Below are 25432 nucleotides of genomic sequence, written 5' to 3' on the forward strand. Positions count from 1 at the left end.
ACCAGGGTGCTTAAACGGAGCAGTGTGCGTATTTGTTGTTGGGCTTTAGGGTGTCTGCCAGCCATTGTCTTTGCTGCGCAGCCTATTCTGGGTGTGCCGGTTCGGTGTGACATGGCTAAAGCCTGCTTTGTTCAAAACTATGTCGATCATGATCCCAGTGCCGCCTATCGGGATTTTGCCTGTGGTTACCTTACCTATAACGATCATGCGGGTACCGATTTCCGGGTGATCGATGAGGTAGCAATGGCGCAGGGTGTGGCCGTGTTGGCTGCGGCACCTGGCGTGGTGTTGGGGGTGCGCGATGGCGAGCCTGATGTCGCAGTCTCAATTCGCGGCAAGGAAAACCTCAACGGTAAAGACGCCGGTAACGGGGTGGTGATTGATCACGGGGATGGTTGGCAGACGCAGTACAGTCATTTGCGCAAAGGCAGTGTGTTGGTTAAGAAGGGCCAAACCGTTGCTCGCGGTGACGTGCTGGGCATGATTGGGGAATCAGGCAATGCCGATTTTCCGCATGTGGATTTTTCTGTCAGGCATAACGGCAAGGTCGTTGACCCGTTTCAACCCAAAGACGGCGCTACCTGCCGGGCAGTGATTGGGGAAGATAGCTTATGGAGCCCTGCTTCAAGAGCCGCCTTGGCGTATATTCCCACCGCCATTTTGCAGGCGGGATTTGCAGATCATATTCCCAGCCGGCTAGAGGCGCAGTCCGGTAAATATAATGACCCGCAGATGCCCTCAGATGCGCCCCAGCTAGTATTCTGGGCGCAGGTGATAGGGGTTAGAGACGACGATCAATGGCAGATGCAGATCATCGGCCCGGATGGAAAGACCTTTGTGCAGAGTTCAGACAAGATCTCGGGCAACAAAGCCGTCTGGGTCGGCGGGGTAGGCAAACGGCGAGGGAACTCTGCTTGGCCGGCGGGCCTGTATGTGGGCCAAGTCAGATTGTTGCGGTCTAGTCAGGAAATTGCGGTGGCAAAGGGTGAGGTCATGATTCGCTAGGACTGTTGGGCTGGTTCGGTTGCGATGCGGATGAGATCAAATTTCCATAACCACATTAAAGACCGAACGCCCGGCGCAGATAATTGCCCCGTAGTAGCGAGTAAAGATTGCACCGTATGAACCTCAGGCCGCTGTGCCGACTGGAGCAGCATCTGAATTGTTTCCTGGGGTAACAATTCGGGATCGAGTACATAGTTGGCCATGTGCAGCGACAAAAGAGATCTTAGCCGGTGAGTTGCATCAGGGGTGGGGTGGACCAACCAGTTGGCTTTCAGGGTGCCAGTCGGAAAATGCGCAAAGCGTTTGAACGGGTCTGCACGTTGCGGCCAGGCTATGGCGGGTTCCGGTGAGGATTGGTTCCTGAGTCTACTGAGCTCCATGGCGAGCGCGGCATATTGTTTGAGAATGACGGGCCAGTCAAATACTTCTCTGGCGCGTTGCAAGCCGCTGTTGCCCATCTTCTGGCGAAGTGCCGGGTCTCGCGCTAGCTGGCTAATGGCATCAGCCAATCGACTCGGGTCAGCCACTGTGGCCATACTGGTTCTGCCAATGTACATGTCATAGGTGTCTAAACCAAAGGCATGGCGCATGGCCAGATCGTTGCCTGCTCCTGCTGGCGGCAGCAGGGTCGTTACGCAGAATCCGTCAATACCGTCACGGATCGTTTCACTGTAGCCATCCCAGTCAGCCACAATCACGGGCAGCCCAGCGGCCATGGCTTCAACAGGCGTTAAACCGAAGGTCTCTTGGATGTTGTCTGAAATCGATACAAAAACGTCTGAAGCAAGCCACGCCTGGCGATAAGTAACCTCGTCTTGGCCGTTTACCCAGATAAAGCGTACCGAGGGCGCGAGTGTCTTCTGCGCCTGCAGGTAGGCTTGTTTAATGCCCTCGTTGGGAAAGATGCCCGATTCAATGCAGACAATCGGACCATGCTGGGAAGCTTTTTCCAGGGCCTGGTAAAGCGGCGCCTGATTGGCCTTGGCATGAAATGCCAAACGACCTGAAAAGAGAAAGACAGTCTCGTTGCTTGTAAGGCCGAACTTTTCCCGTGCCTGTGATTTAGCACCGGGTTCTGGCTTAAAGAAGGGTACATCAACCCCAAGGGGGATGACAGGAAGTTGCGGGGTGTTAAAACGGATGTCGCCCACCTGATCCCGCCACCAGGTTGTCATTTCATCATGCAGTGCCTTGATAAGGTCTCGGCCGCAGCGGGAGGTACAAATGAGGGCATCCCAGGGTTTAAAGGGTGGCAGAATTAGATCTGCAATCTGATCCATGCTGCCAGCGGAAGATAGCGTATGCGTAACCCCCATAAGACTAAAGGCGTTGGGGTTCTGCAAATTGCGTAGATGGGCCAGGTCTTTGGTGGGCGGGGCAGGGTAGTAAAGTGCACCGATTTGAATTGCTGGGCCTAGATTGGGTAGGCGGTTCCAGCGTACATCGCCAGCGTATCCGTCTTGGGCAAGCTGTTGAGCTAAGGTATGGCCGCCATCTGCATCAGGGCCTTGACCATATAAAGTTGCGTCTGGCCAGGTGCGTGCGATGCCTTTAATAAATGCCTTGCCAGCAGATTGGCGCCCCATGATTTTTTGGGCAGTGTTGTAGGCGTCGCCGGCGTAGTAAATGGCAAAGGGAATGTTCTTTGGGTTGTCCTGATTTGCCTGCGGATTCATACGCTAACCATCTCTGAAATTGAGCATTGTTTAAGCGCAATATTACTTGGCTTTGAACGGGATGAGGAAATGCCGAGCATTCATGAATTACGGGAAACGGATTTCTTGAGACAATTGGCAAATGATGAACCCATCCGATCAAGCCCAAACCCTACAACAAGCGTTGGATAATTTGCTGGGCAGTTATACGGCGAAAAACTTTGTGTTGGCAGAGCAGCAGGCGAGGGTGCTAACGCAGCAATATCCGAATCACCCATTCGCCTGGAAGGTGTTGGGTAGGGTATTAATACAGAAAGGCGAATTGGAAGCTGCACTGGCAGCCATGCAGCGATCTGTTTTACTGGACCCTAACGATGCCCAAGCATTTTATAATTTGGGACAAACGCAGCACCACCTGAGTCAACTGAATGCCGCCGAGAAGAGCTATATTGCATCAATAAAACTAAGGCCTGACTATGCTGATGCAAGAGTCAATTTAGGTGCAATATATCAGGCGCGAGGTCGGTTGATAGAGGCGGAAGCCATGTACCGATCTGCAATCGAACGCGACCCCAGTACGGCACGTGCCCACAATAATTTGGGCAACGTCCTTAAAGATCTAGGCCTTTTGCCGGGGGCGATTGCCAGCTATCGTGAAGCGCTGAAACAAAATCCAAATGATACCAAGGCGCTTAGCAATCTGTTGTTTAGTCTCAATTATTTTGAGTCTGTATCACCCAAGCGGGCCCTTGATGAGGCTAAACGCTTTGGTGGCCTAATCTCGGCCAAGTCTGTTCCCAAGCTGCAGTTTAGACAAGAGCCTGAGCGGTCCAATAAATTGCGGCTGGGCTTTGCCTCAGGGGATCTCTGTAATCACCCGGTGGGTTATTTTATGGAGGGGTTGATTCAGCATCTGGATCCAACGCAATTTGAGTTGTATGCCTTTCCAACACACTACAAAGAAGATCCGCTCACGGAACGGATTAAACCCAGTTTTAAGGCGTGGCTGCCAATCGTTACTAAAACCGATGCAGAGGCCGCTCAGCTCATTTATGAAAATAAAATTCAGGTTTTGATTGATTTGTCGGGTCATTCGGCGCACAACCGATTGCCCGTGTTCGCTTATCGGCCGGCCCCGGTGCAGGCGAGTTGGCTGGGGTATTTTGCGACCACCGGCTTGCCGGAGATGGATTTCTTTATCGGGGATCCCGTCATGCTGCCTGAAGAGGAAGCGGGGCATTTCAGTGAAAGGAGCTGGCCGCTGGCAGAAACCTGGTTGTGTTTGACACCACCTGCTGAACCGTTACCCATCGAGCCCTTGCCAGCGCTTAAGAATGGCACCATTACTTTTGGCTGTTTCGGTAATCTGGCCAAGATGAACGACGCAGTCATTGAGCTTTGGGCTCAGGTACTCCAAAAACTTCCCAGTTCTAAGCTTTGCCTCAAAGCTAAACAGTTGGCTGAACCGCGGGTAGCGGAGGCGGTGCTGGGACGTTTTGGGCAGCAGGGGATTTCGCAAGACCGCTTAATACTCGAGAGGCCGACGACGCATAGAGATTATTTCGCGGCCTATAACCGAATCGATATGGTGCTGGATACCTTTCCGTACCCCGGGGGGACAACCTCAGTTGATGCCCTATGGATGGGCGTGCCGGTGTTAACCCTCAAAGGAAATCGCTTTTTGTCGCACCTCGGGGAATCGATTGCCATTAATTCAGGGCAATCGGCCTGGATTGCGCAGAACAGGCAAGATTTTGTAACAAAAGCGGTGGCATTTGCGAGCGATCTCGAGGAGTTGGCTGCCTTGCGAAAGACTTTGCGGGGGCAGGTGATGTCTTCACCCTTGATGGACACGCCGCGCTTTGCACAAAACTTTGGCCAAGCGATTGAGGGGATGTGGGCGTGGCACTTGAATAAAACCAGGGTGTCGGACGTGATGACGAATGGGTTAATATCCGATGCAAAGTTGCATGGGGGAAAAGACAAGATGAAGCTCAATATGGGGTGTGGCCAGAACAAGGTTCCCGGATTCGTTAACGTTGATAAGTTCAAGGAGTGCTCACCAGACTTACAGATGGATCTGGAGGTCACGCCTTGGAAGCTCCCCGACAATTCGGTCGAAGAGGTCTTGTTTAATCATTGTTTAGAGCACCTCGGTGCGACGAGTGATGTGTTCTTTGGCATCATCAAAGAGTTGTATCGTGTTTGTGTCCCTAACGCCAAAATCCAGATCAATGTGCCACACCCCCGCCATGACAACTTTATTGGCGACCCAACCCATGTGCGCATTATTACCCCGCAGGTGATGTCGCTTTTCAGTAAAAAGAATAATGAAAAATGGAAGGCGACGCACGCTTCCAATACGCCACTGGCGCTCTATCTGGGTGTGGATTTTGAGGTGGAACGCACAGAGTTGCTGCCAGCAGAAAACTATCGGGCTGATTTGGTATCAGGTAAGTTAACCCGTGCCGAGTTTGATCGGTTGGCGCTTACGACCAATAATGCGATCAGCGAGATCAGAATGACGGTGCGAGCAATAAAGGTCTGATGTTGTTTTTTTGAATCAGGGCTATTTCAGCGCTAGTGTGATTAGTGCGCCAACGGTCGTCTTGATGTCCTGGGCAGCGCCATCGGCAATGAATTCCGGATGGTCAGGCGCTTCGTAGGGGCTGGAAATGCCCGTCATATTGGGCAGTTCGCCGCTGCGGGCTTTTTTATAAAGGCCTTTGGGGTCGCGCTGCTCGCAGATGCTTAGGGGTGTGCTGACATACACTTCCAGGAAGTGTTCGCTGCCAATGAGCTCACGGGCCATCTCCCGTTCCCGTTTGAAGGGGGATATAAAGGCGGTAATGACGATAAGACCCGCGTCAGCCATTAGACGAGCTACTTCGGCAATACGGCGTATGTTTTCGACGCGGTCGGCATCGCTAAAGCCCAGGTCTTTATTGAGGCCATGGCGGATGTTGTCGCCGTCCAGGATGTAGGTGTGTTTACCCGCCTGGTGAAGGGCGTATTCCAAGGCATTGGCCAACGTCGATTTGCCCGAACCCGATAGTCCTGTAAACCAGATTACCTTGCCTTTTTGCGCTTTGAGCGCTTCCCGGTCCTGTCGCGTGATGTCGAAATTTTGGGGAAACAGATTCAAGGCGGGCTTGTGTGTCATGGGCTGCAACAGGTTCAGGCGGACTTTGTAAAGATGCCATAATACAGGACATGATTGACTTAGCTTATGCAACAGCAGGCGCTCTGACAGGATTTATTGTCGGGATAACCGGGGTGGGTGGTGGTGCGCTCATGACGCCTATTTTGCTACTCTTTTTTGGGGTGGCACCCACGACGGCGATTGCAACAGATTTGTGGTTTGCGGCAACGACCAAAGTGGTTGGCGCCTGGATTCATCATGATGCCGGCCAGGTGGATTGGCAGGTGGTCAGGCGCATGTGGTTAGGCAGCCTCCCTATGGCGCTGGCGGTGGTTTTGGTGGTTGCCTTTGCTGGGCCTTTGGTAAAAGTGGCCTGGCTCACGCAGGCAATCGGCGCCGTGGTTTTGGTGACGGCGGTTGGGCTGTTGCTTGCGCCACGTCTTTATGCACTAGCGCGCGGCCGTCGTCTCGATAACCCCGCCCGGTTCAAGGCGTTGCAACCGGCGCTCACGGTGTTGGCCGGTGCAACCCTCGGGATTTGTGTTGCACTCACCTCGGTGGGTGCGGGTGCATTAGGTAGCGTGATGCTGCTTTATTTGTACCCGCTACGAATGACGCCGCACCGGCTGGTGGCGACCGATCTGATGCATGCGATCCCGTTGGCGGTGGTGGCAGGGTTGGGGTATCTCTTTGCCGGCTTGGTTGATTGGGAGATGCTAATGAGTCTGTTGGTGGGCTCGATTCCGGCGATTATTTTGGGAAGCCTTCTCGCTAGACGGGTCTCGGGCCGCTGGATACAGCTTTTGCTTGCCGTGGTGCTTTTTGTGGCGGGTTGGAAGACATTGGTCTCGACATAGGGCCGCATGAAAAATGCTTACTCGTTTTAGTAAGTGTTTTGTAAGCTCACAGGCAAAGAATGATTCGATAGCCCTAATCTTGCAGAAAGTGGTGACCCCATGTTTAAAAAGAGTGTAACGCATGCGACCCGTTGGGGATTAAGTGTTCTTTTGGCCATGGTATTGGTTGCCTGTAGCGGCGGTGGCGGTAGTGGTAGTTCAGGGGGCGGCACACCGGGTAGTCTGGCTTTCTTTCCGGATGCTCCGGTCGATGTGAGAGTTGGCAATAATTATTCCCTGACATTGTCGCTGGAAAACAGCAGCGGCGTTGCCGGTCAGGTCGTAACGGTGGCGGTGGAGCAAACCGCCATTGCAACGGTGGATCATACAACCTGTGTGCTCTCAAGCACCCCGGTGGCCAGCGAGTGTCATTTACAGATCAAGGGCATTGCGACGGGCGCTACCCGTATTACGGCCTCTGCCACAGGCTATGCCAGTGTTTCGCTGCCGATCGTGGTGAGTAATGGGGGCACGGTCAATTATGGGTCGCTGGCGGTTGCAGTCGGCCCGGGGGATAGCAACTATACGACCAGCTCGCCCGTGAATCTGGGTTACCCGGTGGGTGGTCAGCTTAAGGTGTATGCGCGTATTGCGGGGAGCCAGCTCCTGACTTCGGGTACAACGATCCGTTTTACGCCGGCAGCCGGTTCGGCTTCGCCCGCGTCCTGTTCGGTGACAACGGCACAACCTTTGTGTAGCACCACCATTAGCGGCTTGCCGGCTAGTGGGACGACTGCAATTACCGTGAGCGGGCTTAGTACCCAAGGGGCAGGGCATACGTATTCAAGCATTGTGGTGAATGCCACCCCGCAAAGCACGACCAATAATGGCCTGGTGGTGATTTCACCCGATAAAAAGGTAAATCTGATTCCTAATGGTATGAAGGGGCCGGTTTTTGCGAACTGGCAGTCGGTGGGTTCGGTAGCGGATACGCCGACACTAACGCTGAGTATTTCGGGTTGGACGGCGAATTCTCCGGTGTCCTTTTATAGCTTTACCAGCGGCAATAACACCACGCCCACCAAGTCCGGTAGCGTCACCTGTACGATGAATACGGCTCAGATTGACTATGGTTGTGGCTTCGGCATTATGGCGAGTGCTGATGCCGGTTCAGTAACTATTACCGGTTCATTGACCAGTGCCAATGGTCAGACTTATGCAACGCCCGATCCAATTACGATAACGGCCATCCCGAATTCAACGAGCGATGCCGTACGCGTGGTGACATTTACCAACACGTCAACGACAGAGAATCTGTGGATTGGCATTACCGGTGGTGCCGCATCGGCGTACCTTAACCCAACGACCAATGCAGGCTCGGCGGCGGGTCAGCGGATTGCCAAGCAGAATTCGCAGGCGAACTCGAAGTGCGGACCTACGAATCCACGGCAGGCTTGCCCGATGGGGTCGTCTTGTTTGCAACCAGGACAGAACCCTTCGGGTGACTTTGTGTGCTTCTGGGATCAGCCGACCCCTGTGCCCACCACAACTGGCGCCAATCCTTATTTGATGGCGCAGGGCGGTACTTCCTCGACCAAGCTCTATATTTCCAAGTACAGCCTGGCACCGGGAGATGGTGCGCTAGCGCCGATTCATTGGTCGGGTAATTTTTACGCGCGGCAACAATGTTCTGCTAACGGTACTTGTAAAATCGGAAGCTGTAATAGCGCCTATAGTGGGGGTGTTGGCGGTTGCGCCCCGGGCACCGGTGCATCACCACTGGGGGTCGTGACACTGGGCGAGGTGACTTTCCAGGCCACAACTGCATCGACAGCGGCCAATGCAGTCTCCGATTATTACGACGTTTCGATTATCAATGGGGTTAATAAGTCGTTGGCTTTTGGCGTGACGACGCCAAGTGCTACCGATCCTTATACCAACTGCGGTACGGCAGGGAGTGCCGCAGTCCAGGGGGGCGGCTATCCGGCGAATTTGGCAACGGGCATTGGCACGGCAACATGGCAGTTGACGCCATCCGCCGCCTCTTATCCAGCTGTTACAGGTGTGCCGACGTCGGAATATAGCCGCTTCTTCCGGTTGGTGGATGCGGATGCCAAGACGGCGACACAGTGTGCCTCGGCGGGTAATCCGAATTTGGGTACCTGTAGCGCCTCGCAGGTTTGCGGTTATGCCGTGAACAACACCGGTACTGCGACCACCACGGTGGTTCAGGGTGGTGCAAACTTTACGGGTCAAGATCTCTATTGCGGCGATCATCTGGCCTGGATTACGGCAGACACCATCTACGGCGTCAATCAGAGTGCGACGAATAATGCACCGTTCGGGTTCAATACTTCGGTGACAGGGGTGTCGGTGGGGAATCTGCAGATGTGTGAAGGCGGTTCTTTCAGTGCTTATACCAACTCGGCACAGGGTCAGTACTATGCGTGCGGTGGTGTGGCCTGGGATAACCAGACAACACCTGTTGCCGGTGGCCCAACAATGTCCCCGAGAAACCTGACCCGTGTTGCAGAACCGGTGCAGTGGTCTAACACCAACTGGATCAGCTATGTGCAGCCTAGCCTTTTGTGGCTCAAGCAGGCCTGTCCGAGCTGTTACACCTATCCGTTTGATGACAAGAGTTCAACGTTCCAGTGTTACAACGCGGCGGATAGCATTAACTACACGGCAACGTTTGGTGACACGAAGTAATTGATTGGAATTGGATGCAAAATAAAAACCGGCCAGTTGGCCGGTTTTTATTTGAGGATCTGGGTAACTTCGATGCTCGGCGCGTTACCCAGATCTCTGACTATTGCTGTACGTCGTTACCTGCGCCAGTGCTGGTCACCCGCGTCGTACCTAATGTATTGCGGAATGCCGGGTCTTGCACGTTAAGCACGTTACAACCAATACAGTTGCTTTGTACGGTCGTGTAAGACGCGGTATCAGCAACCGTGACGCCAAAGCCCACGTTGCCGCTGATGTTGCTGGCCTTGCCTGTTGTGGTACTGTTGGGGGGTGTAAAGATACCGGCATACGTATTGCGGCTGTTGCCACCGATATACACACCACCCATACCATTGCCAAAGACGGTGACCTGATCTGAGCTGATGCCGATGGCTGAGTTGAACAGGTAGTTGTGATGCGCATTGCCGACAATTTCAACACCATAGCGGCTGTTCCCTGAGAAGGTGTTTTGCGGTATCACGGACTGGTTGTAACCACCAATGTAGTTAAAGCTGGCATTGTCTTTGACCAGAACGCCGCTGCCACCGTTGCCATAGTTATTGCCCGTCGGGCTGTTGGCAAGCCATCCGGTGCCATCCGTATCTAGGCCGACGATGTTGGGGTCTACTGTTACACCATAGGCGTCACCCGAAAGCTCAATCCCGTTACCGTAATTTCCTGAGAAGACGTTGGTACGAATCAGGTTATTGCCCCCGGTAGCCGTGATGGTGATGCCGTTACGGCGATTGGGTGCAGCGCCCTGGAAGGCAAAGAGACCGCCAAAGGTGTTGAAAGTGGTGAAGCCACTGACTGTGTCTGCCACGTTAATGCCATCCAGGGCGTTACCCGCGGATACGTTACCGAGTGGGATGACGCCGCCGACCTGAACTGCGGTCGAGCTGCCCGTGACCCAGATACCATGCATGCCATTGCCAACCATGGTCTGGTTGTTGCCACCCGATCCGAAGAAGTTAGCCTGGACGGTGATGTTGTTGGCGTCCGAGATGTGCAGACCGTTGGCACCGTTGCCGCTAAGGACGTTGTAATAGATGAAAGGCTCATCGACAAAGGTACAGCCGATGAGTGAATTATTGTTGGCATAACGAATCAGAACCCCATCCAGACGGTTGGCGACGGCGCTGTTGCCAGACGCGCTCGTGCCCACAAAGTTACCGCTGAGCACGTTGTTCTCAGAGAAGTTTTCAATGAGAATGCCGTTGAGGTCATTGCCGGAGACCACGTTACCTTGTGGCGGACGAATGGCAACGATTGGCACGGTGCCTTTGTTGCCGGTCGGGTTGTTGGTTTGCTGGGTTGATGAGTCGTAGTAGGCGGTGCCACCGATGGTGTTATTGGAGGCTGCGGCTGTGATCAGAATACCGTTGCCATCATTCTTGATGGCGGCAGTGCCGGCACGATTGATGCCGATAAGGTTAGATTGAACCGTGTTGCCAGAGCTGCCGTTAATTTCGATGCCGTCACCACCGTTGCCGGAAATGAGGTTTGAGAAGTAGTTGGAGGCGCTGCTGAGGTTGTCGCCAATGCGGTTGTTATTCGAAGTGGCGTTGATGTGGATACCATCTTCTGCGTTACCAGCATCGGCACCAGTCAGATCGACACCGACCTGATTGAGCATGAGGGCAATACTGCCGGCATTGAGCGTGATGCCGTTGCTGCTAGAGCGAACAACAGCCAGGCCGGACATACCGGAAAGGCTGGACCCCGTATTGAAATTGAGCCCGTTATAAGTGTTATTGAAGTTGAGTGCAACGGTGGGGCCGTTTGTCGTGGTGTAGCCCGGAGCCGTGGTGCCGTCGATGAGTACACGACTGGTGATGGCCGGGAGATTGCTGGCCAGTGTGATGGTGCCTGCGACTTGGAAGGTGATGGCCGAATACTGACCGGGGTTGGCGTTTGCAGCCTCAAGCGCTGCACGGAACGACCCGGCGCCACTGTCGTTGAGGTTGGTCACGGCGTAGGTTACCGAGGGAGCGCTGCTCGTGCTGCTGGAACCGCCGCCACCGCCGCAGGCGACGAGGCCGGCGGCAATAAGGGATAGGGTGAGCGTCCGTAGGCGAAGTGGGTTAAAAAGTGTGGGGTGGGACATGAGATGTTCTCCGGAGTTTTTTTGCAATTTAAACAAGATTGCGTATTCAGTACTACTGCTGTTACAAACTGTTACACACAGAAAACCACATTCTATGGCGAGGTGATGATGGCTGGGGTAAGGTAATGCTGAAATAAAGGAGTGGTCGTGGGGCGTATCCTGTTAGTGGATGATGATGTGCGATTGAGTGGTCTGCTTTCCCGGTTTCTGGGTGAGCAGGGTTTTGACGTGCGTCTTGCCGGAGACGGCCGTGACATGTACCGTCGTCTGGAAAGCGGCCTGTTTGATTTGCTGATTCTAGATATTAATCTGCCGGGAGAAGATGGTTTGACGCTGTGTCAGCAGTTGCGCCGGCGCGGCAATCTGATTCCGATTGTGATGCTTACCGCCCGTGGCGACGATGCAGACCGGATTAACGGCCTGGAACTAGGGGCGGATGATTATCTGACCAAGCCCTTCAATCCGATGGAGCTTCTGGCGCGTATCCGGGCGGTGTTGAGAAGGCAGCCTGCCCAGCATCTTGATCTGCATGGTGCGCTCGGTGGTTCTTATGCTTTTGGCGATTTTGAATTGAATGTCCGGCAGCAATCACTTTACAAAGGCCCGGAGCTGATTCACCTGTCGACGGGCGAGTTTGCCCTGCTCCGATTATTTCTGGCGGCAGCCGGCCAGCCGATGTCCCGGCATCAGCTGGTCTTGCGCATGGCCTCTCGCGAGCATCAACCGGATCAGCGGGCGATTGATATGCTGGTGTCGCGGTTACGGAAGCGTCTGGATGCCCCGCACGCGGGCGAAAGCATGATTCGTACCCTGCGCGGCATCGGCTATGTGTTTGTGGCCGACGTGAGCGAGGCGCCATGAGCTTGAGGCTTTTTCGCTGGCGTGGCGGTATTTTGCGCCAGTTCTGGTCGTCTTTTGCGATTGTGCTGGTGGTTAACCAGTTGGTGCTGACAGCGGGTGTGTACATGTTTCTCTACCGGCCAGCGATCGATAGTTTTTCGTCACTGGCGTTGGCGCTGGTCGATGCCGGTTATCGGCAGCAAGGCATGTCGTCCGGACCCGGCCTGGGGTTTATCACACCTGGCTGGGTCTCCAATAATGAGATCATGATCGTGCCCGGGGAGGTTGAAGGGTTGCAGCCGCTGCCGCCTTATCCGGGGTTGCGATTGATTGGTGGTCGCATCCAGCAACATCTGGGAGGGCAGGTACGGATCGGCTTTAAAACAGACCCCGAGCAGATACTCTGGATTCAGTATCAGGGTGCACGTCCTTTTGCGGTGGGTGTGCCGATGGGCGATCGTCTGCAGGGTTTTAAGCTGCTCATGGCGGCCGTTATTGTGACGTTACTTCTGAGTAGCACAGCAGCCTGGTTGATCGCCGCGCATTTGTCGCGCCCGATAGCCCACCTTTCAGAGATGGCCCGACGGGTGGGGCAGGGGGAAAACGTGGGTGATGTCACCGTGAGTGACGATAGCCCCACGGAAATTGCCCATTTGGCGGCAGCCTTGAATCAGATGCACCAGGAGATTAACCAGATGTTGACTGAACGGGAACGCTTTCTGGCCGGTATTGCGCATGATCTGCGAACGCCGTTGAGCCGGATGCGGATCGCTCTGGAATTAGGGGAATCCAAGGACAGCGCGCTGAATGAGGGACTGCGCGATGATATTGAAGAAATGCGGGCGATTCTGGATCAGTTCATTGAGTTGTCGAAGCTGGATACCGAGCAGTCCGAGCCTACGCAATCCGCGGATCTGAATGCCCTGTTGAATTCGATTGCAGCCAAATATCGGCGGGCCGGGGAGGTGTTGCTACTTGATTTGCACACGATGCCGCCGCTCTCTTTTAAACCGCTGGCGCTCACCCGGCTGCTTTACAACCTGATTGATAACGCCTTGCGTTACGGTGAGGGGGGCGTTGCCGTGCATAGCCGTATGACCGAGTCAGGGCAGGTGTGTGTGTCGGTCACCAATCTGCAGTCGCAAAGCGTCAGAGACTCTGCCCTGGTGGCGGCATTGCGCTCTGCGGTGAATGGGCAGCAAAGCGGCTTGGGGTTGGCGATCGTACGTCGTCTGGCGGAGGTGCATGATGCCGAGGTGCGTATTTTGTCCGCGCCCTTGGGCGAACGAACGGTAGAAATTCTGTTTTCGCCGGTTGTGTAACAGTTTGTAACGGTTTCGGTGCGGTGAATGTTGTTCAGATATCCTTTAGCCAATGATGTTTAAATGAGGGTGAGACGATGAAGCGTAATAATTGGCTGGTTTCTGGCATGAGTAGCCTCGGTGTGGCATTGGCGCTGGTGGGTTGTGGCGGCGGCTCTTCGGATTCGCAAACCGCCCAGATCCAATATTCGCAAGAGCCGTCAATCGCTTCGGGTTCTACCGAAATTACCGGTATTCGTGGCGTCACCGGGTCGCCGGATGTCTATTTGACGGGGATCAATCAGGATAACGGCACCAACTATGCGCTGCTGTATCGAGGCCCGATTCAGATGACGAGCGCGAGCCAGTGGAACCGGATTGGCCCGACCGGCAAATGTATCGTGACTACGACCAACCCGTGTGAGGCTCCTTCAGGGTTGAATTTCTATGGCCCGAACAATGGCTCGAGCCCGGGGAATGTGGTGGTTGTGGGCAACTACAATATTGCGACAGACAGTTACCCTTACGGTCTCCTCTATCGTGGGGATGTGGCCGGTAATGGCACGTATACCAAAATTAATCCGTCTTCACTCCTGAGTATTCCGGCGGAGTTGAAGTACACGATCGCTCATAGCAATATGAACGGGGTGGTCGTGGGCAATTACGCAAAAACCGATGCCGTCGGCCACGCCTTCATCATGGCGATGGGCAGTACGCCGGATGACCCCAACACGTACACCTATTACGAAATTCCGAAATCGCTGGTTAGTGGAGCGGTCAGTATGACGGCTTATGGTATCTGGTACAACGCGGAGCGCCAGAACTACACGATCGTTGGTGGTTATAGCAAGGTGGATACCAAAGGCATTAGTACCGGCTATATCGTCGATTGGAACCCGGTGACCCAGCAGTTCAGTAATTTCATGTCGGTGTACTACAACAATGATCCGACCAATAGCCGCGTCACGCACTTCGAGGGCATAACCACCGACGATGCCGGGGGGTATTATCTGGCCACCGACTGGTCGTCGACTGGTGCGCCTGAAGGCGCCGCCCTGGTGCAGATCAAGCGCAATAGCGATGGCAGCTTTGCAATGCCCAGCTGGACCATGCTGGCTTATCCGGGTGCCACGGTGACATCGGCCAATACGGTCTATCGTAAGAATGTGCTGGGGGTTTATGGCGGCCCGGTGACACCATATCTGGCGACCGTGCCTTGATTCATTGAGGTTTCCTCCTCTACGCGCCTCTGGTTTCTGGCGTTGTAGTTTGCAAGCCCCTGAGATGTTTTGATCTTGGGGGCTTGAATTTTTTGAGGGTCGCCCCTAGTATTAGCACTCAACGGCATCGAGTGCTAACAAGCCTGGCTTGAATCTCGTTTTGCCGTCCGCATTTAATACAGACTCAAAGTTAAATTGTCCTCACTGGAGTTAAGACTATGAAAATTCGTCCTTTGCATGACCGCGTGATCGTCAAGCGTCTGGAAGAAGAACGTAAAACCGCCTCGGGCATCGTGATTCCTGATGCCGCTACCGAGAAGCCCGATCAAGGCGAAGTGATAGCCGTGGGCGCTGGCAAGATCCTCGAAGACGGCAAGGTTCGTCCGATGAGCGTTAAGGTCGGTGAGCGCGTGCTGTTCGGTAAGTACGGCGGCCAGCAAGTGAAGGTGGATGGCGAAGAACTGCTGGTTCTGCGCGAAGACGACATCATGGGTGTGGTTGAGGCCTAAGGCTTTTTGAAAACCTCCCAACCCATTGATCTGAATAAATTTTAGGAGAAACACATGCCTGCAAAGCAAGTTATTTTTGGTGATGACGCTCGTGCCAAGATTGTTAATGGCGTTAACGTGCTGGCCAATGCCGTTAAGGTCACCCTGGGTCCTAAGGGCCGTAACGTAGTTCTGGATCGTTCGTTCGGCGCCCCGACTGTGACCAAGGATGGTGTGTCGGTTGCCAAGGAAATCGAACTGAAAGACAAGTTCGAAAACATGGGCGCCCAGCTGGTTAAGGAAGTGGCTTCGAAGACCAACGACAACGCTGGTGACGGTACGACCACCGCAACTGTGCTGGCTCAAGCCGTTGTGCGCGAAGGCTTCAAATATGTGGCCGCTGGTTACAACCCGGCCGACCTGAAGCGCGGTATCGACAAGGCCGTGGCTGCTGTGGTTGAAGAGATCAAGAAGCTCTCGAAGCCAACCACCACCAACAAAGAAATCGCCCAGGTTGGTTCGATTTCGGCCAACTCGGATGCCGATGTTGGCGCCATCATCGCTGAAGCGATGGACAAGGTGGGCAAAGAAGGCGTGATTACCGTTGAAGACGGTAAGTCGCTGGCCAACGAGCTTGACGTGGTTGAAGGTATGCAGTTCGACCGCGGCTACCTGTCGCCTTACTTCATCAACAACCCGGAAAAGCAAATCGCTGCCCTGGATAACCCGTTTGTGCTGCTGTTCGACAAGAAGATTTCGAACATCCGCGATCTGCTGCCGGTACTGGAGCAAGTGGCTAAGGCCGGTCGTCCGCTGCTGATTATTGCTGAAGACGTGGACGGTGAAGCACTAGCAACGCTGGTGGTGAACAACCTGCGCGGCATTCTGAAGACCGTTGCTGTTAAGGCACCCGGCTTTGGTGATCGTCGTAAGGCCATGCTGGAAGATATCGCCATTCTGACGGGCGGTACGGTGATCGCTGAAGAAGTGGGTCTGAGCCTCGAGAAGGCGACTCTGGAAGATCTGGGCCAGGCCAAGCGTATTGAAGTGGGTAAAGAAAACACCACGATCATCGATGGCGCTGGTTCGGAAGACAACATCCAGGCCCGCGTTGGCACGATCCGCAAGCAGATCGACGAAGCGACTTCGGATTACGACAAAGAGAAGCTGCAAGAGCGCGTGGCCAAGCTGGCCGGCGGTGTTGCCGTGATCAAGGTGGGTGCTGCCACCGAAGTTGAAATGAAAGAGAAGAAGGCCCGCGTTGAAGATGCGCTGCACGCAACCCGTGCTGCCGTTGAAGAAGGTGTGGTGCCTGGCGGTGGCGTTGCGCTGCTGCGTGCCCGTGCTGGCATCGAAGGCCTGAAGGGTGAGAACCACGATCAGGACGCCGGTATCAAGATCGTTCTGCGCGCTGTGGAAGAACCACTGCGTCAGATTGTGATGAACGCTGGCGACGAGCCATCGGTCGTGATCAACAAGGTTCTGGAAGGCAAGGGTAACTTCGGTTACAACGCGGCTAACGGCACCTACGGTGATCTGGTTGAACAAGGCGTACTGGATCCGGCTAAGGTGACGCGTTCTGCCCTGCAGAATGCTGCTTCGGTAGCCTCTCTGATCCTGACTACCGATTGCCTGGTGGCCGAACTGCCGGACGACAAACCGGCCGGTGGCATGGGTGATATGGGTGGCATGGGCGGTATGGGTGGCATGGGCGGCATGATGTAACTCATCCGGCTGTCTGAGCCACAGCACGCGCTGTGGCTCAGCACCTCAAGCTGTGCGAAGCCCCCGTCGGGAAACCGGCGGGGGCTTTTTTGTAACAGTTTGTAACAGAACACTCTGAGCCAAAGTGCGTCGCGTAGGATATTAAAAAAGAAGTATTGATTTATTCCTACATGTTGGGTTCACTAAAAGGGTATTGAACATGACTGAAAAAACCAAACAGGATCAGAAGCAACAACCGCAGTTTTCCCGTCGGGATATGCTGAAATCTTCGGCAGCGTTAGCGGCAACGGCAGCGGTGTCTGCCTGTGGTGGCGGTGGTAGCAGCTCTTCGAGCGCTTCGAATAAGCCGAATATTCTGTTCATCATGGTTGATGAAATGCGCTATCCGCAGGTCTTTCCGACCGGCGTTGCCAATGCGACTGAATACATCAAGAAGTTCATGCCGAACCTTTACCGTCTCTGGGATGGTGGCGTTAAATTTGCAAACCACAATACGGCTGCCACAGCCTGTTCGCCCAGTCGCGGTGTTTTGGTCACTGGGCTCTATAGCCACCAGACCTGGTTTGGCACAACGCTCGTGGTTGTGCCTGGCCAGGCTAAAGCAGATTCGCCATCGCTGCAGCCTGGGTTTCCCACTTACGGCAAGCTGCTTCGGGATGCCGGCTATGTCACACCCTATGTGGGCAAATGGCATTGCTCGCAGCCTACTGGGTCTGCGGGAGAGCTTAATGACTATGGGTTTCAGGGTCTAACTTACCCGGACCCCATTGCCAATAATTTGCAGGGCACATTTGGGGATATGAGTGATCCGAGCTATTACTATTACAGTGATGAGTACATCGGCACTCAGGCTGCCACGTGGCTTAAGGGCAAACGCGAAGGGGATCAGCCTTGGTGTTTGACCGTTGGGTTTCAGAACCCGCATGATTTTGAGTTTTTCCCTGCCGGTACGGAGTTTCAAAGCTATACGAACTACTTTGCAGGGCAAACGACTTATGCACAGCATGCGAATTGGACAGAGATAGCCTGCGCCGATGCGCCAATTCCTTACCCGAATGTTCTAGTTAGTCCACCGTCCTACGGTTACCCGGCTACGGCACCTAACTGGCAGACTAAGGAGGTGATCGATGCCACTAAACCTAAAGCGCAAATATTGAATCGTCAGTTTTGTGAGGTGGAGTGGGGTGGCATTGCCCAGACCCCATCATCCACCACGTTCACCTTCGAAGCGTATCCGGGCGTCCCCACACCATCAACACCAAGCTATACGTATACAGTGCCTACGGATGCTAATGGCACACCGTATGGCATCGGCGTTTCTCCCTTTAGCTATTGGCAGAAGGGTTTGGATCTGTATACCTACATCCAGACTATTCTCGATAAGCAGATTGGGAAAGTTCTCGATTCTCTGACACCGGAAGTCGCCAAAAATACGATTATTGTGTTTACATCGGATCACGGTGATTACGCCGGTGCCCATGGCATGGTGGCAGGTAAGACGTTCTCGATGTATAGAGAACCGTTGAATGTACCGCTGATCGTAAAAGATCCGACGGGAACCTTTACCGGTGATACCGATACCATTCGTGAGCAGTTGACTTCGTCGGTAGATATGATGCCGATGCTGGTCAGCTTGGCGTATGGCGGCCAGAAAACCTGGATGCAGGGTGATTATGCAGAGATGTACGGGAATCGTTACGATATGTTCCCAATTCTCAAGTCTGCCAGTGCTAAGGGATTAGATTATGCGTTGTTTGCCACTGATGAGTGCATGGCGGGTGAGTTTGATTTCGCCACAGTGCCGAACGCAGAGGGTCAGAAAACGCCAGCGCATATCGTGGCAGTCATAACGCAGCAGTATAAGCTGGGGGTTTACTCCCGGTGGCCGGGAGGTACAACGGTTCCATCGCCGATTGATCAACAGTATGAGTACTATGACTATTCGACGGCAAGGGGGAAATTGGAAATGGATAACACCTATGCCACAACGCCTGCAGCACGTGTAATTAAAGACAAATTGCTCAACGAGCTTGTGCCAACTGTCCTTGAAAAGCCATTGCCTCTGGCATACCAAGAATCGCAAAGAATAGCCAAAGCCGAGTTGGAAGCATTTAACTATTTAATGAAGGCCTCGGGCACTCAGTAATTCTAATGGCAGCTGTGCCCCCGTCAGGAAACTGGCGGGGGCTTTTGTTTTGGTTCATGCAAATCCAAAGTTGTACTTTAAATTTGCAAGGCTACATTTCATGCTGTAAATTATGCGCATAAATAGATGCATGATAGGTGCTTTATGCGATCAAATCCTGATTCATCCCGCTCTCCTCGTGGAACGCGCAAACCAACGAATGTCTCAATTGGTCAGGCCTTGATTGAGGAAGCTCGGGTTTTGAACGTCAATATTTCTCAAGCGGCCGAAGCCGGGTTGAAAGCTGCGCTGTCGGAAAAGCGCGCCGAGCTCTGGGTGCAGGAAAACCAGCAAGCGATTGAAAGTTCGAATGCCTATGTTACGGAGAAAGGTTTACCGCTCGCCAAGTATCGGAGCTTCTGATGGCGCGCTTCTCGGTTTATGAGAATCCCGATGGTGGATACTTGCTGGATGTACAGGCAGACCTGCTGAATCATCTCAACACACGTATGGTGGTGCCGCTCATGTCGATGGCAGACGCGCCCAAGCCTGCGGGTACGCTGAATCCGGTTTTTGAAGTGAATGGTGTCGACTGCGTCATGGTGACCCAATTCATGGCTGCTGTGCCTGCTTCGATTCTTAAACAGCAGGTCGCGACACTCGAAGTGCATCGCGAAGAAATTGTGTCTGCGATCGATTTGTTAATGCAAGGTTTTTAATAAGGAATTTCTATGAATCACCCCGCACCCGTCAGTACTCGTAAAGGCATCATCCTGGCCGGTGGTTCCGGCACGCGTCTTTACCCGGCGACCTTGTCGGTCTCGAAGCAATTGTTGCCGGTCTACGACAAACCCATGATTTATTACCCGCTGACCAGCTTAATGATGGCCGGTATCCGCGATGTATTGATAATCTCGACGCCGCAGGATACCCCACGCTTCGAACAGCTCCTGGGCGATGGTTCGCAGTGGGGGATGAGTCTCACCTATTGCGTGCAGCCGTCCCCGGATGGTCTGGCCCAGGCGTTTATTCTTGGTGAAGCACACGTGGGTAACAGTCCCAGCGCCCTCATCCTAGGCGATAACCTCTATTACGGCCATGACTTTGCGTCGATACTTAAACGTGCGGATGCTCAGACAGCCGGTGCCTCGGTCTTTGCCTATCATGTCACCGACCCGGAGCGTTATGGGGTCGTTGAGTTTGATGCCAGCGGGAAAGCCCTTTCCATTGAAGAGAAGCCGGTCAAACCGAAGAGCCGCTACGCGGTCACCGGCTTGTACTTCTACGACAACCAGGTCGTGGATATTGCCAAGAGCATCAAACCCTCGGCTCGTGCTGAGCTCGAAATAACCTCGGTCAACGAGGTTTACCTCAAGCAGGATCAGCTCAACGTCGAGATCATGGGCCGTGGTTATGCCTGGCTTGATACCGGCACGCATGATTCCTTGATCGAAGCCGCCCAATTCATTCAGACCATTGAGCATCGTCAGGGTCTTAAGGTGGCTTGTCCGGAGGAGATCGCTTTCCGCAATGGCTGGGTGAATGCGGAACAACTCGAGAAACTGGCGCAGCCCTATCTCAAAACCGGTTACGGCAAGTACCTCGTTGATCTTTTGAATGGGAACCACTGATGAAAGCGACCCCTACCCGGATCCCTGATGTTTGGCTCATCGAGCCTCGCGTCTTTGGCGATGAGCGTGGCTTTTTCTTCGAAAGCTTCAACGAGCAGGTCTTCAACGCGGCCACCGGTAACACGCTGGCCTTCGTTCAGGACAACCACTCCAAATCCACGAAGGGCGTGCTGCGAGGCCTGCATTATCAGCTCGCCCCGCGGGCGCAAGGTAAGCTGGTTCGCGTGGTGCAAGGAGAAGTTTTTGATGTGGCGGTGGATATCCGTGAAGGCTCCCCGACCTATGGGCAGTGGGTGAGCGAAATCCTGTCGGCCGACAATAAGAAACAACTGTGGATTCCGCCGGGCTTTGCGCATGGCTTCCTGACGCTGTCCGAGACGGCCGAGTTTCTGTACAAAACGACGGATACCTGGTCACCGGAACACGAACGCGCCATTCTGTGGAATGACCCGACGCTGGATATTGCCTGGCCACTGGATGCACTGAATGGCCAGCAGCCCGTGCTCGCGGCAAAGGATGCCGCAGGCAAAGTGCTGGAAGAGGCCGAAACCTGAGGGGTTCTTAAAAATCCAGTGAACCTTTGGCATGCAAATCGCTATTAAGAGGGTGCGAACATAGGCATATGCTCGTCATTTCTCCTCTTGCGTCATTGGGCTCCTTCGGGAGCCTCTTTTTTGCCCGAGAATTCAATGACCTTGTTGTACTGTGCATCGAGCAGGATGAGGCTGCTGTTATTCAGGTGGTAAGCCGTCACCGTTTGTAAGGCTTTGAAGTAAGCGGCCTCCTGCTGGTCGGCATTGCCGGGGCAGGCCATGCGGGTGCTGGCAGCCGGGCCGAAGTGGATGGCGTTTTGGTCACCCAGCGTCACCTGGCCGGTGTAGCGATTACAGCTGCTGTTGCCCGTGGCGCGAAACCCCGCTGGGTCGCTATCGATGGTGAGGGTGGGTGCATTTTCCGAGACGCTGTTGCCATTGATGCGGGTGGCAACCCACAGGGTATTCTTCAGGGCGGTGGATTTGACGATGGCCTGGCGCAGCTCGGCGCGGGCGGCCTCGAGTTGAGCCTGCAACGCGGGGCTTTTGATCAGGGTGACGCCGACGAGTGTTCCGAGGACCTGACCAGAGCGAACGTCAAAGGGATGGTGGGCACCGCAGACAATACGGTGACGGCCGTATTGTTCGGCACGCTGCATGATGGCCGGGGCATCGTCGGGTAACAGGTAGGCCAGAACAACGGCGCTACTGAAGGCCATGCTGGTGTGGCCGCTGGGGTCGCTGGCGTTGATGTCAAAGTTTTTGGGCGGTAGACAGGGCACGATACTGCTGTCGACCTGATAGGGGCGCTGCCGGTTGAACGTGGCTTTGAAAATACCGGTCTGGGCGTTTTCATTGGCGCGCACGGTTTTGAAGAGGGCTTGGGTGGCGGGCAGCTTATCGAGATTAAAACCGGGTAGCGTGTCGGCAAACAGGCGGACGCTTTCGTTGGCCGCATCGCGACGGGCGGCTTCCCGCTGTTCGGGCGATGCATCGCGGTAGGCGGCTTTGATCGCCTCGCGTTCAACTTGTGCTTCAAGCGAGTGGTCGGGTGGCGGCGCCGGCAAAATCTGTAGCGGATCGAAGGTGCCAGGCGGCAGAATGAGCGCGGGCGGCTTGGCCTGTGTCGGCAGGCTGATGCAGGCGGCCAGAACCAAGGTGGCAACCAATCGGTGGCAACGTGCTGAGGCGCGAGAGGAGATCGGCATGGGGATTCGTACACATTCAACAATGGATCTGCATTGTCGCAAAGATTCGAGCGTAAGCGTTATTGTCAATGCTGCGCCGCAAAACTTTATTGAGCCGGCCTTTGCTAGACTCTTACGCGAAACTGACAGCCAGCAACAAATGCGGCTGAAAACTATTTAACAAGGGGATGCTGGGCATGCGTGTGTTGTTGGCAGAGGATGATTCGATAATTGCCGACGGGATCGCCCGGGCCCTGCGTAAACTGGGCTACGCCGTGGATCTGGCGGAAACGGGGACAGATGCCGATACGGCCCTGCAGTCCTGCTCCTATGATCTGGCGATTCTGGATATCGGGCTGCCGCGCATGACGGGTCTGGAAGTGCTGCGTCGTTTGCGGGCGCGCAATACGCCGGCGGCCCCACATGTGCCGGTGCTGATGCTGACGGCGCACGATGCACCGTCGGACCGTGTGAAGGGTCTGGATCTGGGGGCCGATGATTACATGGGCAAGCCCTTTGATCTGGATGAGCTGGCAGCACGGGTACGGGCGTTGATTCGCCGCAATTCGAATAGTTCGCCGCAGATGGTGTGCGGTAATCTGACCTACGATCAGGTGGGGCGTGTCGCCACGCTGAGTGGTCAGACGCTGGATCTGTCGGCCCGAGAGATCGGGCTGCTGGAGATTCTGCTGGGGCGCATTGGTCGCCTGGTGAGCAAGGATCAGCTGGTGGATCACCTGTGTGGCTGGGGTGAAGAAGTGAGCCACAACGCCATTGAAGTGTATGTGCACCGCCTGCGCAAGAAGCTGGAAGCGGGCGGCGTGCAGATCGTGACGGCACGCGGTTTGGGCTATTGTCTTGAAAAGCCGCACGAAGACAAAGCACCGGCCTAACCAGCGCTCCCTGTTCGGGGAGATTCTCGACTGGATGCTGGCGCCACTATTGTTTGTGTGGCCGCTCAGTATTGTGGTGACGTACCACTATGCCATGTCGGTGGCGGCCAACCCGTTTGATCAGGCCTTGCGTGAAAACGTGCTGGCGATTTCCCGGCAGGTGCATTTTGTCGAAGGTGCCACGCAGCCGGTGGTGAGCTTTTCCCGTTCAGCCCACGCGTTGTTAAGGTCAGACGAGACGGACGTGGTGTATTTCCACGTGATTTCTTCGGCGGGTAAGCTGATTCAGGGCGACCGCGAGTTGCCCGTACCGATTCCGCTGATCAAGCCGCAGACGCCGGAAAACGAAGTGGGCTTCCGCGATGCCGAGCTGGGCGGCGAAGAACTGCGTATTGCCTATACGGTGGTCACATCGGCGGATAACCCCAAAGACTGGGTCGTCGTGGAGGTGGGTGAGTCGCTGGAAAAACGCAACCAGCTGATCAACCAGATTGTGGCCAGCGTGATTCTGCCGCAGTTTTTTATTGTGCCGGTGGTGGTGGTGCTGGTCTGGTTTGGTCTGGCGCAGGGGTTGCGGCCGCTGCGGTTTCTGAAGTCACGTATTGCCACGCGTAGCGAACATGATCTGTCGCCGATGACGGTGCGGCGCTTGCCGGAAGAGATTCAGCCGCTGGTCGAAGCCTTTAATGATCTGCTGGATCGCATGCGCGATAACCTGGAAGTGCAACAACGCTTCATAGCCGATGCGGCACATCAGCTGAAGACACCGCTGACGGCACTGAAGACCCAGGCGCAACTGGCGATGTACGAAGATGAGCCGGAGGCGTTGCGTGATTCGTTACAGCGTATTGGCAGCAGTGTGGATCGGGCGTCGCATCTGGTCTCGCAGCTCCTGACATTGGCCCGGGCCGAAAGTACGGGAGATATGCAATCCGAGACGCGGGTCGACGTGGCAACCCTGGTGCGCGAAGTGGCCGAAGAATGGGTGCTGCCAGCGGCCCAGAAGCATCTGGAACTGGATTTCGAAGCACCGCCAGCGGGGGCGCCGGTGTTTGGTAACGCTTTTCTGCTGCGCGAGATGGTCAGTAATCTGATTGATAACGCGATCCGTTATACACCGGGAACGGTCAACGAGCCGGGGCAGATTCATGTGCGGGTGATGGATGTGCGCGAGGCGGCGCATCTCACTCAGACCGAGGAAGGCGCATTCGTGAAGCGACCATCGCGCTGGGTGGTGCTGGAAGTGGAAGATACCGGCGTGGGGCTGACCGAGGTGCAGGCCGAGCTGGTGTTCGAACGCTTCTTCCGCGTGGATGACGCCAAGACTTCGGGCAGCGGCCTGGGTCTGCCGATTGTGCGGGAGATTGCTGCCTATCATCATGGTGAGGCACGGCTGCTGCCCAACACCTCCGGCAAAGGCGTCACGGCGCAGGTGCGGTTGCCGATGTATGTGGTGGCACCGCCGCAGCCGGCCAGGCCGTATCGGCCGCCGCTGATGCCGGGCGGCGTGTAATATTCATGCAGCCGTGCCGGTGCTATGATCGGCGCGGTTTCTGATTTCTGAAGGATAAAGACATGATCAAGGTCGGGATTGTTGGTGGAACAGGGTATACCGGGGTTGAGCTGCTGCGTTTGCTGGCGGCACACCCGGGCGTTGAGCTGAAGGCCATTACCTCGCGCGGCGACGCTGGGTTGCCGGTGGCTGAGATGTTCCCCAATCTGCGCGGTCATGTGGATCTGGCGTTTGAAGACCCGGCCAAGGCCGATCTGGGGGCCTGTGACGTCGTGTTTTTTGCAACGCCGAACGGCATTGCCATGCAGCAGGCACCGGAGTTGTTGGCCAAGGGCGTGAAGGTGATTGACCTGGCGGCCGATTACCGCATTAAAGATATTCCGACCTGGGAGCAATGGTACGGCATGACGCATGCGAGCCCGGATTGGGTGGCCAAGGCCGTATACGGCCTGCCGGAGATCAACCGCGCCGCCGTGAAGAATGCGCAGCTGATCGCCAACC

Annotated in this window: 21 protein-coding genes and 1 pseudogene; 18 read left to right on the forward strand and 4 right to left on the reverse strand. The window is 55.0% G+C overall.

Annotation, left to right across the window (positions count from 1 at the left end; translation table 11 throughout):
- The first annotated feature begins 24 nt into the window (after positions 1 to 24).
- Positions 25 to 1005: a M23 family metallopeptidase gene (locus AC3GOJ_RS10180; RefSeq protein WP_488237359.1), complete on the forward strand. Its 981-nt coding sequence runs from the start codon at positions 25 to 27 to the stop codon at positions 1003 to 1005.
- Here AC3GOJ_RS10180 and AC3GOJ_RS10185 read toward each other — a convergent pair.
- Positions 1002 to 2681 (reverse strand): glycosyltransferase family 4 protein, encoded by a 1680-nt coding sequence (locus AC3GOJ_RS10185; RefSeq protein ID WP_488237360.1) that lies wholly within the window; start codon positions 2679 to 2681, stop codon positions 1002 to 1004. The two genes, AC3GOJ_RS10180 and AC3GOJ_RS10185, sit on opposite strands and share 4 nt — an antisense overlap.
- A gap of 121 nt (positions 2682 to 2802) precedes the next feature.
- On the opposite strand from AC3GOJ_RS10185, the gene AC3GOJ_RS10190 reads away from it, so the two are divergent.
- The gene (locus tag AC3GOJ_RS10190; RefSeq protein WP_488237361.1) at positions 2803 to 5208 is read left to right on the forward strand and encodes an O-linked N-acetylglucosamine transferase family protein; all 2406 of its coding nucleotides are present in this window, start codon (positions 2803 to 2805) and stop codon (positions 5206 to 5208) included.
- Positions 5209 to 5229: 21 nt separating this feature from the next.
- Here the strand turns inward: AC3GOJ_RS10190 and cysC are convergent, their stop codons facing one another.
- Positions 5230 to 5823, reverse strand: a complete 594-nt coding sequence (cysC, locus tag AC3GOJ_RS10195) for an adenylyl-sulfate kinase (RefSeq protein ID WP_488237362.1) — start codon at positions 5821 to 5823, stop codon at positions 5230 to 5232.
- Positions 5824 to 5873: 50 nt separating this feature from the next.
- Here cysC and AC3GOJ_RS10200 point away from each other — a divergent pair, with 50 nt between their 5' ends.
- Both AC3GOJ_RS10200 and AC3GOJ_RS10205 read left to right on the forward strand, forming a co-directional pair.
- Positions 5874 to 6659: a sulfite exporter TauE/SafE family protein gene (locus AC3GOJ_RS10200; RefSeq protein WP_488237363.1), complete on the forward strand. Its 786-nt coding sequence runs from the start codon at positions 5874 to 5876 to the stop codon at positions 6657 to 6659.
- Between the two features lie 99 nt (positions 6660 to 6758).
- Positions 6759 to 9350, forward strand: a complete 2592-nt coding sequence (locus tag AC3GOJ_RS10205) for a thaumatin family protein (protein WP_488237364.1) — start codon at positions 6759 to 6761, stop codon at positions 9348 to 9350.
- Between the two features lie 100 nt (positions 9351 to 9450).
- Here AC3GOJ_RS10205 and AC3GOJ_RS10210 read toward each other — a convergent pair whose 3' ends face one another.
- Complete coding sequence (locus AC3GOJ_RS10210; protein ID WP_488237365.1) at positions 9451 to 11475, reverse strand: beta strand repeat-containing protein; 2025 nt, start codon at positions 11473 to 11475, stop codon at positions 9451 to 9453.
- Between the two features lie 147 nt (positions 11476 to 11622).
- Here AC3GOJ_RS10210 and AC3GOJ_RS10215 point away from each other — a divergent pair, with 147 nt between their 5' ends.
- The 10 genes from AC3GOJ_RS10215 to rfbC all read left to right on the forward strand — a co-directional run bounded on the left by AC3GOJ_RS10215 (position 11623) and on the right by rfbC (position 21359).
- Positions 11623 to 12336 carry a response regulator gene (locus AC3GOJ_RS10215; RefSeq protein ID WP_488237366.1) on the forward strand — a complete coding sequence of 238 codons (714 nt, stop codon included), beginning with the start codon at positions 11623 to 11625 and terminating at the stop codon, positions 12334 to 12336.
- The gene (locus tag AC3GOJ_RS10220; RefSeq protein WP_488237367.1) at positions 12333 to 13637 is read left to right on the forward strand and encodes a histidine kinase dimerization/phospho-acceptor domain-containing protein; all 1305 of its coding nucleotides are present in this window, start codon (positions 12333 to 12335) and stop codon (positions 13635 to 13637) included. The genes AC3GOJ_RS10215 and AC3GOJ_RS10220 overlap by 4 nt, the downstream gene beginning before the upstream one ends.
- 77 nt (positions 13638 to 13714) lie before the next feature.
- A complete protein-coding gene (locus AC3GOJ_RS10225) occupies positions 13715 to 14836 on the forward strand; it encodes a hypothetical protein (protein WP_488237368.1) in 1122 nt (373 codons plus the stop codon).
- A 218-nt stretch (positions 14837 to 15054) separates the two neighbouring features.
- The gene (gene groES, locus AC3GOJ_RS10230) at positions 15055 to 15345 is read left to right on the forward strand and encodes a co-chaperone GroES (protein WP_162049071.1); all 291 of its coding nucleotides are present in this window, start codon (positions 15055 to 15057) and stop codon (positions 15343 to 15345) included.
- A gap of 54 nt (positions 15346 to 15399) precedes the next feature.
- Entirely contained in the window at positions 15400 to 17049 is a 1650-nt protein-coding gene (groL, locus tag AC3GOJ_RS10235; RefSeq protein WP_488237369.1) for a chaperonin GroEL, read from the forward strand.
- A 199-nt stretch (positions 17050 to 17248) separates the two neighbouring features.
- On the forward strand, positions 17249 to 19195 hold the full coding sequence (locus AC3GOJ_RS10240; protein ID WP_488237370.1) for a sulfatase-like hydrolase/transferase: 1947 nt from the start codon (positions 17249 to 17251) through the stop codon (positions 19193 to 19195).
- A gap of 144 nt (positions 19196 to 19339) precedes the next feature.
- The gene (locus AC3GOJ_RS10245) at positions 19340 to 19597 is read left to right on the forward strand and encodes a type II toxin-antitoxin system CcdA family antitoxin (protein WP_488237371.1); all 258 of its coding nucleotides are present in this window, start codon (positions 19340 to 19342) and stop codon (positions 19595 to 19597) included.
- On the forward strand, positions 19597 to 19893 hold the full coding sequence (locus AC3GOJ_RS10250) for a CcdB family protein (RefSeq protein ID WP_488237372.1): 297 nt from the start codon (positions 19597 to 19599) through the stop codon (positions 19891 to 19893). Before AC3GOJ_RS10245 ends, AC3GOJ_RS10250 begins: the two co-directional genes overlap by 1 nt.
- 12 nt (positions 19894 to 19905) lie before the next feature.
- Positions 19906 to 20805, forward strand: coding sequence for a glucose-1-phosphate thymidylyltransferase RfbA (rfbA, locus tag AC3GOJ_RS10255; RefSeq protein WP_488237373.1), 900 nt, complete (start codon positions 19906 to 19908; stop codon positions 20803 to 20805).
- Complete coding sequence (rfbC, locus tag AC3GOJ_RS10260) at positions 20805 to 21359, forward strand: dTDP-4-dehydrorhamnose 3,5-epimerase (protein WP_488237374.1); 555 nt, start codon at positions 20805 to 20807, stop codon at positions 21357 to 21359. Before rfbA ends, rfbC begins: the two co-directional genes overlap by 1 nt.
- Before the next feature lie 92 nt (positions 21360 to 21451).
- Here rfbC and AC3GOJ_RS10265 read toward each other — a convergent pair whose 3' ends face one another.
- Entirely contained in the window at positions 21452 to 22546 is a 1095-nt protein-coding gene (locus AC3GOJ_RS10265) for an META domain-containing protein (protein WP_488237375.1), read from the reverse strand.
- Here AC3GOJ_RS10265 and AC3GOJ_RS10270 point away from each other — a divergent pair.
- The 4 genes and pseudogenes from AC3GOJ_RS10270 to AC3GOJ_RS10285 all read left to right on the forward strand — a co-directional run.
- Positions 22545 to 22706, forward strand: coding sequence for a hypothetical protein (locus tag AC3GOJ_RS10270; RefSeq protein ID WP_488237376.1), 162 nt, complete (start codon positions 22545 to 22547; stop codon positions 22704 to 22706). The two genes, AC3GOJ_RS10265 and AC3GOJ_RS10270, sit on opposite strands and share 2 nt — an antisense overlap.
- A gap of 16 nt (positions 22707 to 22722) precedes the next feature.
- Complete coding sequence (locus AC3GOJ_RS10275; RefSeq protein WP_488237377.1) at positions 22723 to 23418, forward strand: response regulator transcription factor; 696 nt, start codon at positions 22723 to 22725, stop codon at positions 23416 to 23418.
- Positions 23384 to 24931 (forward strand): sensor histidine kinase, encoded by a 1548-nt coding sequence (locus AC3GOJ_RS10280; RefSeq protein WP_488237378.1) that lies wholly within the window; start codon positions 23384 to 23386, stop codon positions 24929 to 24931. Before AC3GOJ_RS10275 ends, AC3GOJ_RS10280 begins: the two co-directional genes overlap by 35 nt.
- 62 nt (positions 24932 to 24993) lie before the next feature.
- A pseudogene (locus AC3GOJ_RS10285) lies at positions 24994 to 25432 on the forward strand (N-acetyl-gamma-glutamyl-phosphate reductase); the annotation flags it as partial.

The sequence above is a fragment of the Fluviibacter sp. genome (genome assembly GCF_057744235.1).

What these genes read in the sequence shown, in the direction of transcription:
- AC3GOJ_RS10185 (WP_488237360.1), bottom strand. Translation starts at nt 2,681, where the DNA reads ATGAATCCGCAGGCAAATCAGGACAACCCAAAGAACATTCCCTTTGCC.
- AC3GOJ_RS10190 (WP_488237361.1), top strand. Translation starts at nt 2,803, where the DNA reads ATGATGAACCCATCCGATCAAGCCCAAACCCTACAACAAGCGTTGGAT.
- cysC (WP_488237362.1), bottom strand. Translation starts at nt 5,823, where the DNA reads ATGACACACAAGCCCGCCTTGAATCTGTTTCCCCAAAATTTCGACATC.
- AC3GOJ_RS10200 (WP_488237363.1), top strand. Translation starts at nt 5,874, where the DNA reads ATGATTGACTTAGCTTATGCAACAGCAGGCGCTCTGACAGGATTTATT.
- AC3GOJ_RS10205 (WP_488237364.1), top strand. Translation starts at nt 6,759, where the DNA reads ATGTTTAAAAAGAGTGTAACGCATGCGACCCGTTGGGGATTAAGTGTT.
- AC3GOJ_RS10210 (WP_488237365.1), bottom strand. Translation starts at nt 11,475, where the DNA reads ATGTCCCACCCCACACTTTTTAACCCACTTCGCCTACGGACGCTCACC.
- AC3GOJ_RS10220 (WP_488237367.1), top strand. Translation starts at nt 12,333, where the DNA reads ATGAGCTTGAGGCTTTTTCGCTGGCGTGGCGGTATTTTGCGCCAGTTC.
- AC3GOJ_RS10225 (WP_488237368.1), top strand. Translation starts at nt 13,715, where the DNA reads ATGAAGCGTAATAATTGGCTGGTTTCTGGCATGAGTAGCCTCGGTGTG.
- groES (WP_162049071.1), top strand. Translation starts at nt 15,055, where the DNA reads ATGAAAATTCGTCCTTTGCATGACCGCGTGATCGTCAAGCGTCTGGAA.
- groL (WP_488237369.1), top strand. Translation starts at nt 15,400, where the DNA reads ATGCCTGCAAAGCAAGTTATTTTTGGTGATGACGCTCGTGCCAAGATT.
- AC3GOJ_RS10240 (WP_488237370.1), top strand. Translation starts at nt 17,249, where the DNA reads ATGACTGAAAAAACCAAACAGGATCAGAAGCAACAACCGCAGTTTTCC.
- AC3GOJ_RS10245 (WP_488237371.1), top strand. Translation starts at nt 19,340, where the DNA reads ATGCGATCAAATCCTGATTCATCCCGCTCTCCTCGTGGAACGCGCAAA.
- AC3GOJ_RS10250 (WP_488237372.1), top strand. Translation starts at nt 19,597, where the DNA reads ATGGCGCGCTTCTCGGTTTATGAGAATCCCGATGGTGGATACTTGCTG.
- rfbA (WP_488237373.1), top strand. Translation starts at nt 19,906, where the DNA reads ATGAATCACCCCGCACCCGTCAGTACTCGTAAAGGCATCATCCTGGCC.
- rfbC (WP_488237374.1), top strand. Translation starts at nt 20,805, where the DNA reads ATGAAAGCGACCCCTACCCGGATCCCTGATGTTTGGCTCATCGAGCCT.
- AC3GOJ_RS10270 (WP_488237376.1), top strand. Translation starts at nt 22,545, where the DNA reads ATGGGGATTCGTACACATTCAACAATGGATCTGCATTGTCGCAAAGAT.
- AC3GOJ_RS10265 (WP_488237375.1), bottom strand. Translation starts at nt 22,546, where the DNA reads ATGCCGATCTCCTCTCGCGCCTCAGCACGTTGCCACCGATTGGTTGCC.
- AC3GOJ_RS10275 (WP_488237377.1), top strand. Translation starts at nt 22,723, where the DNA reads ATGCGTGTGTTGTTGGCAGAGGATGATTCGATAATTGCCGACGGGATC.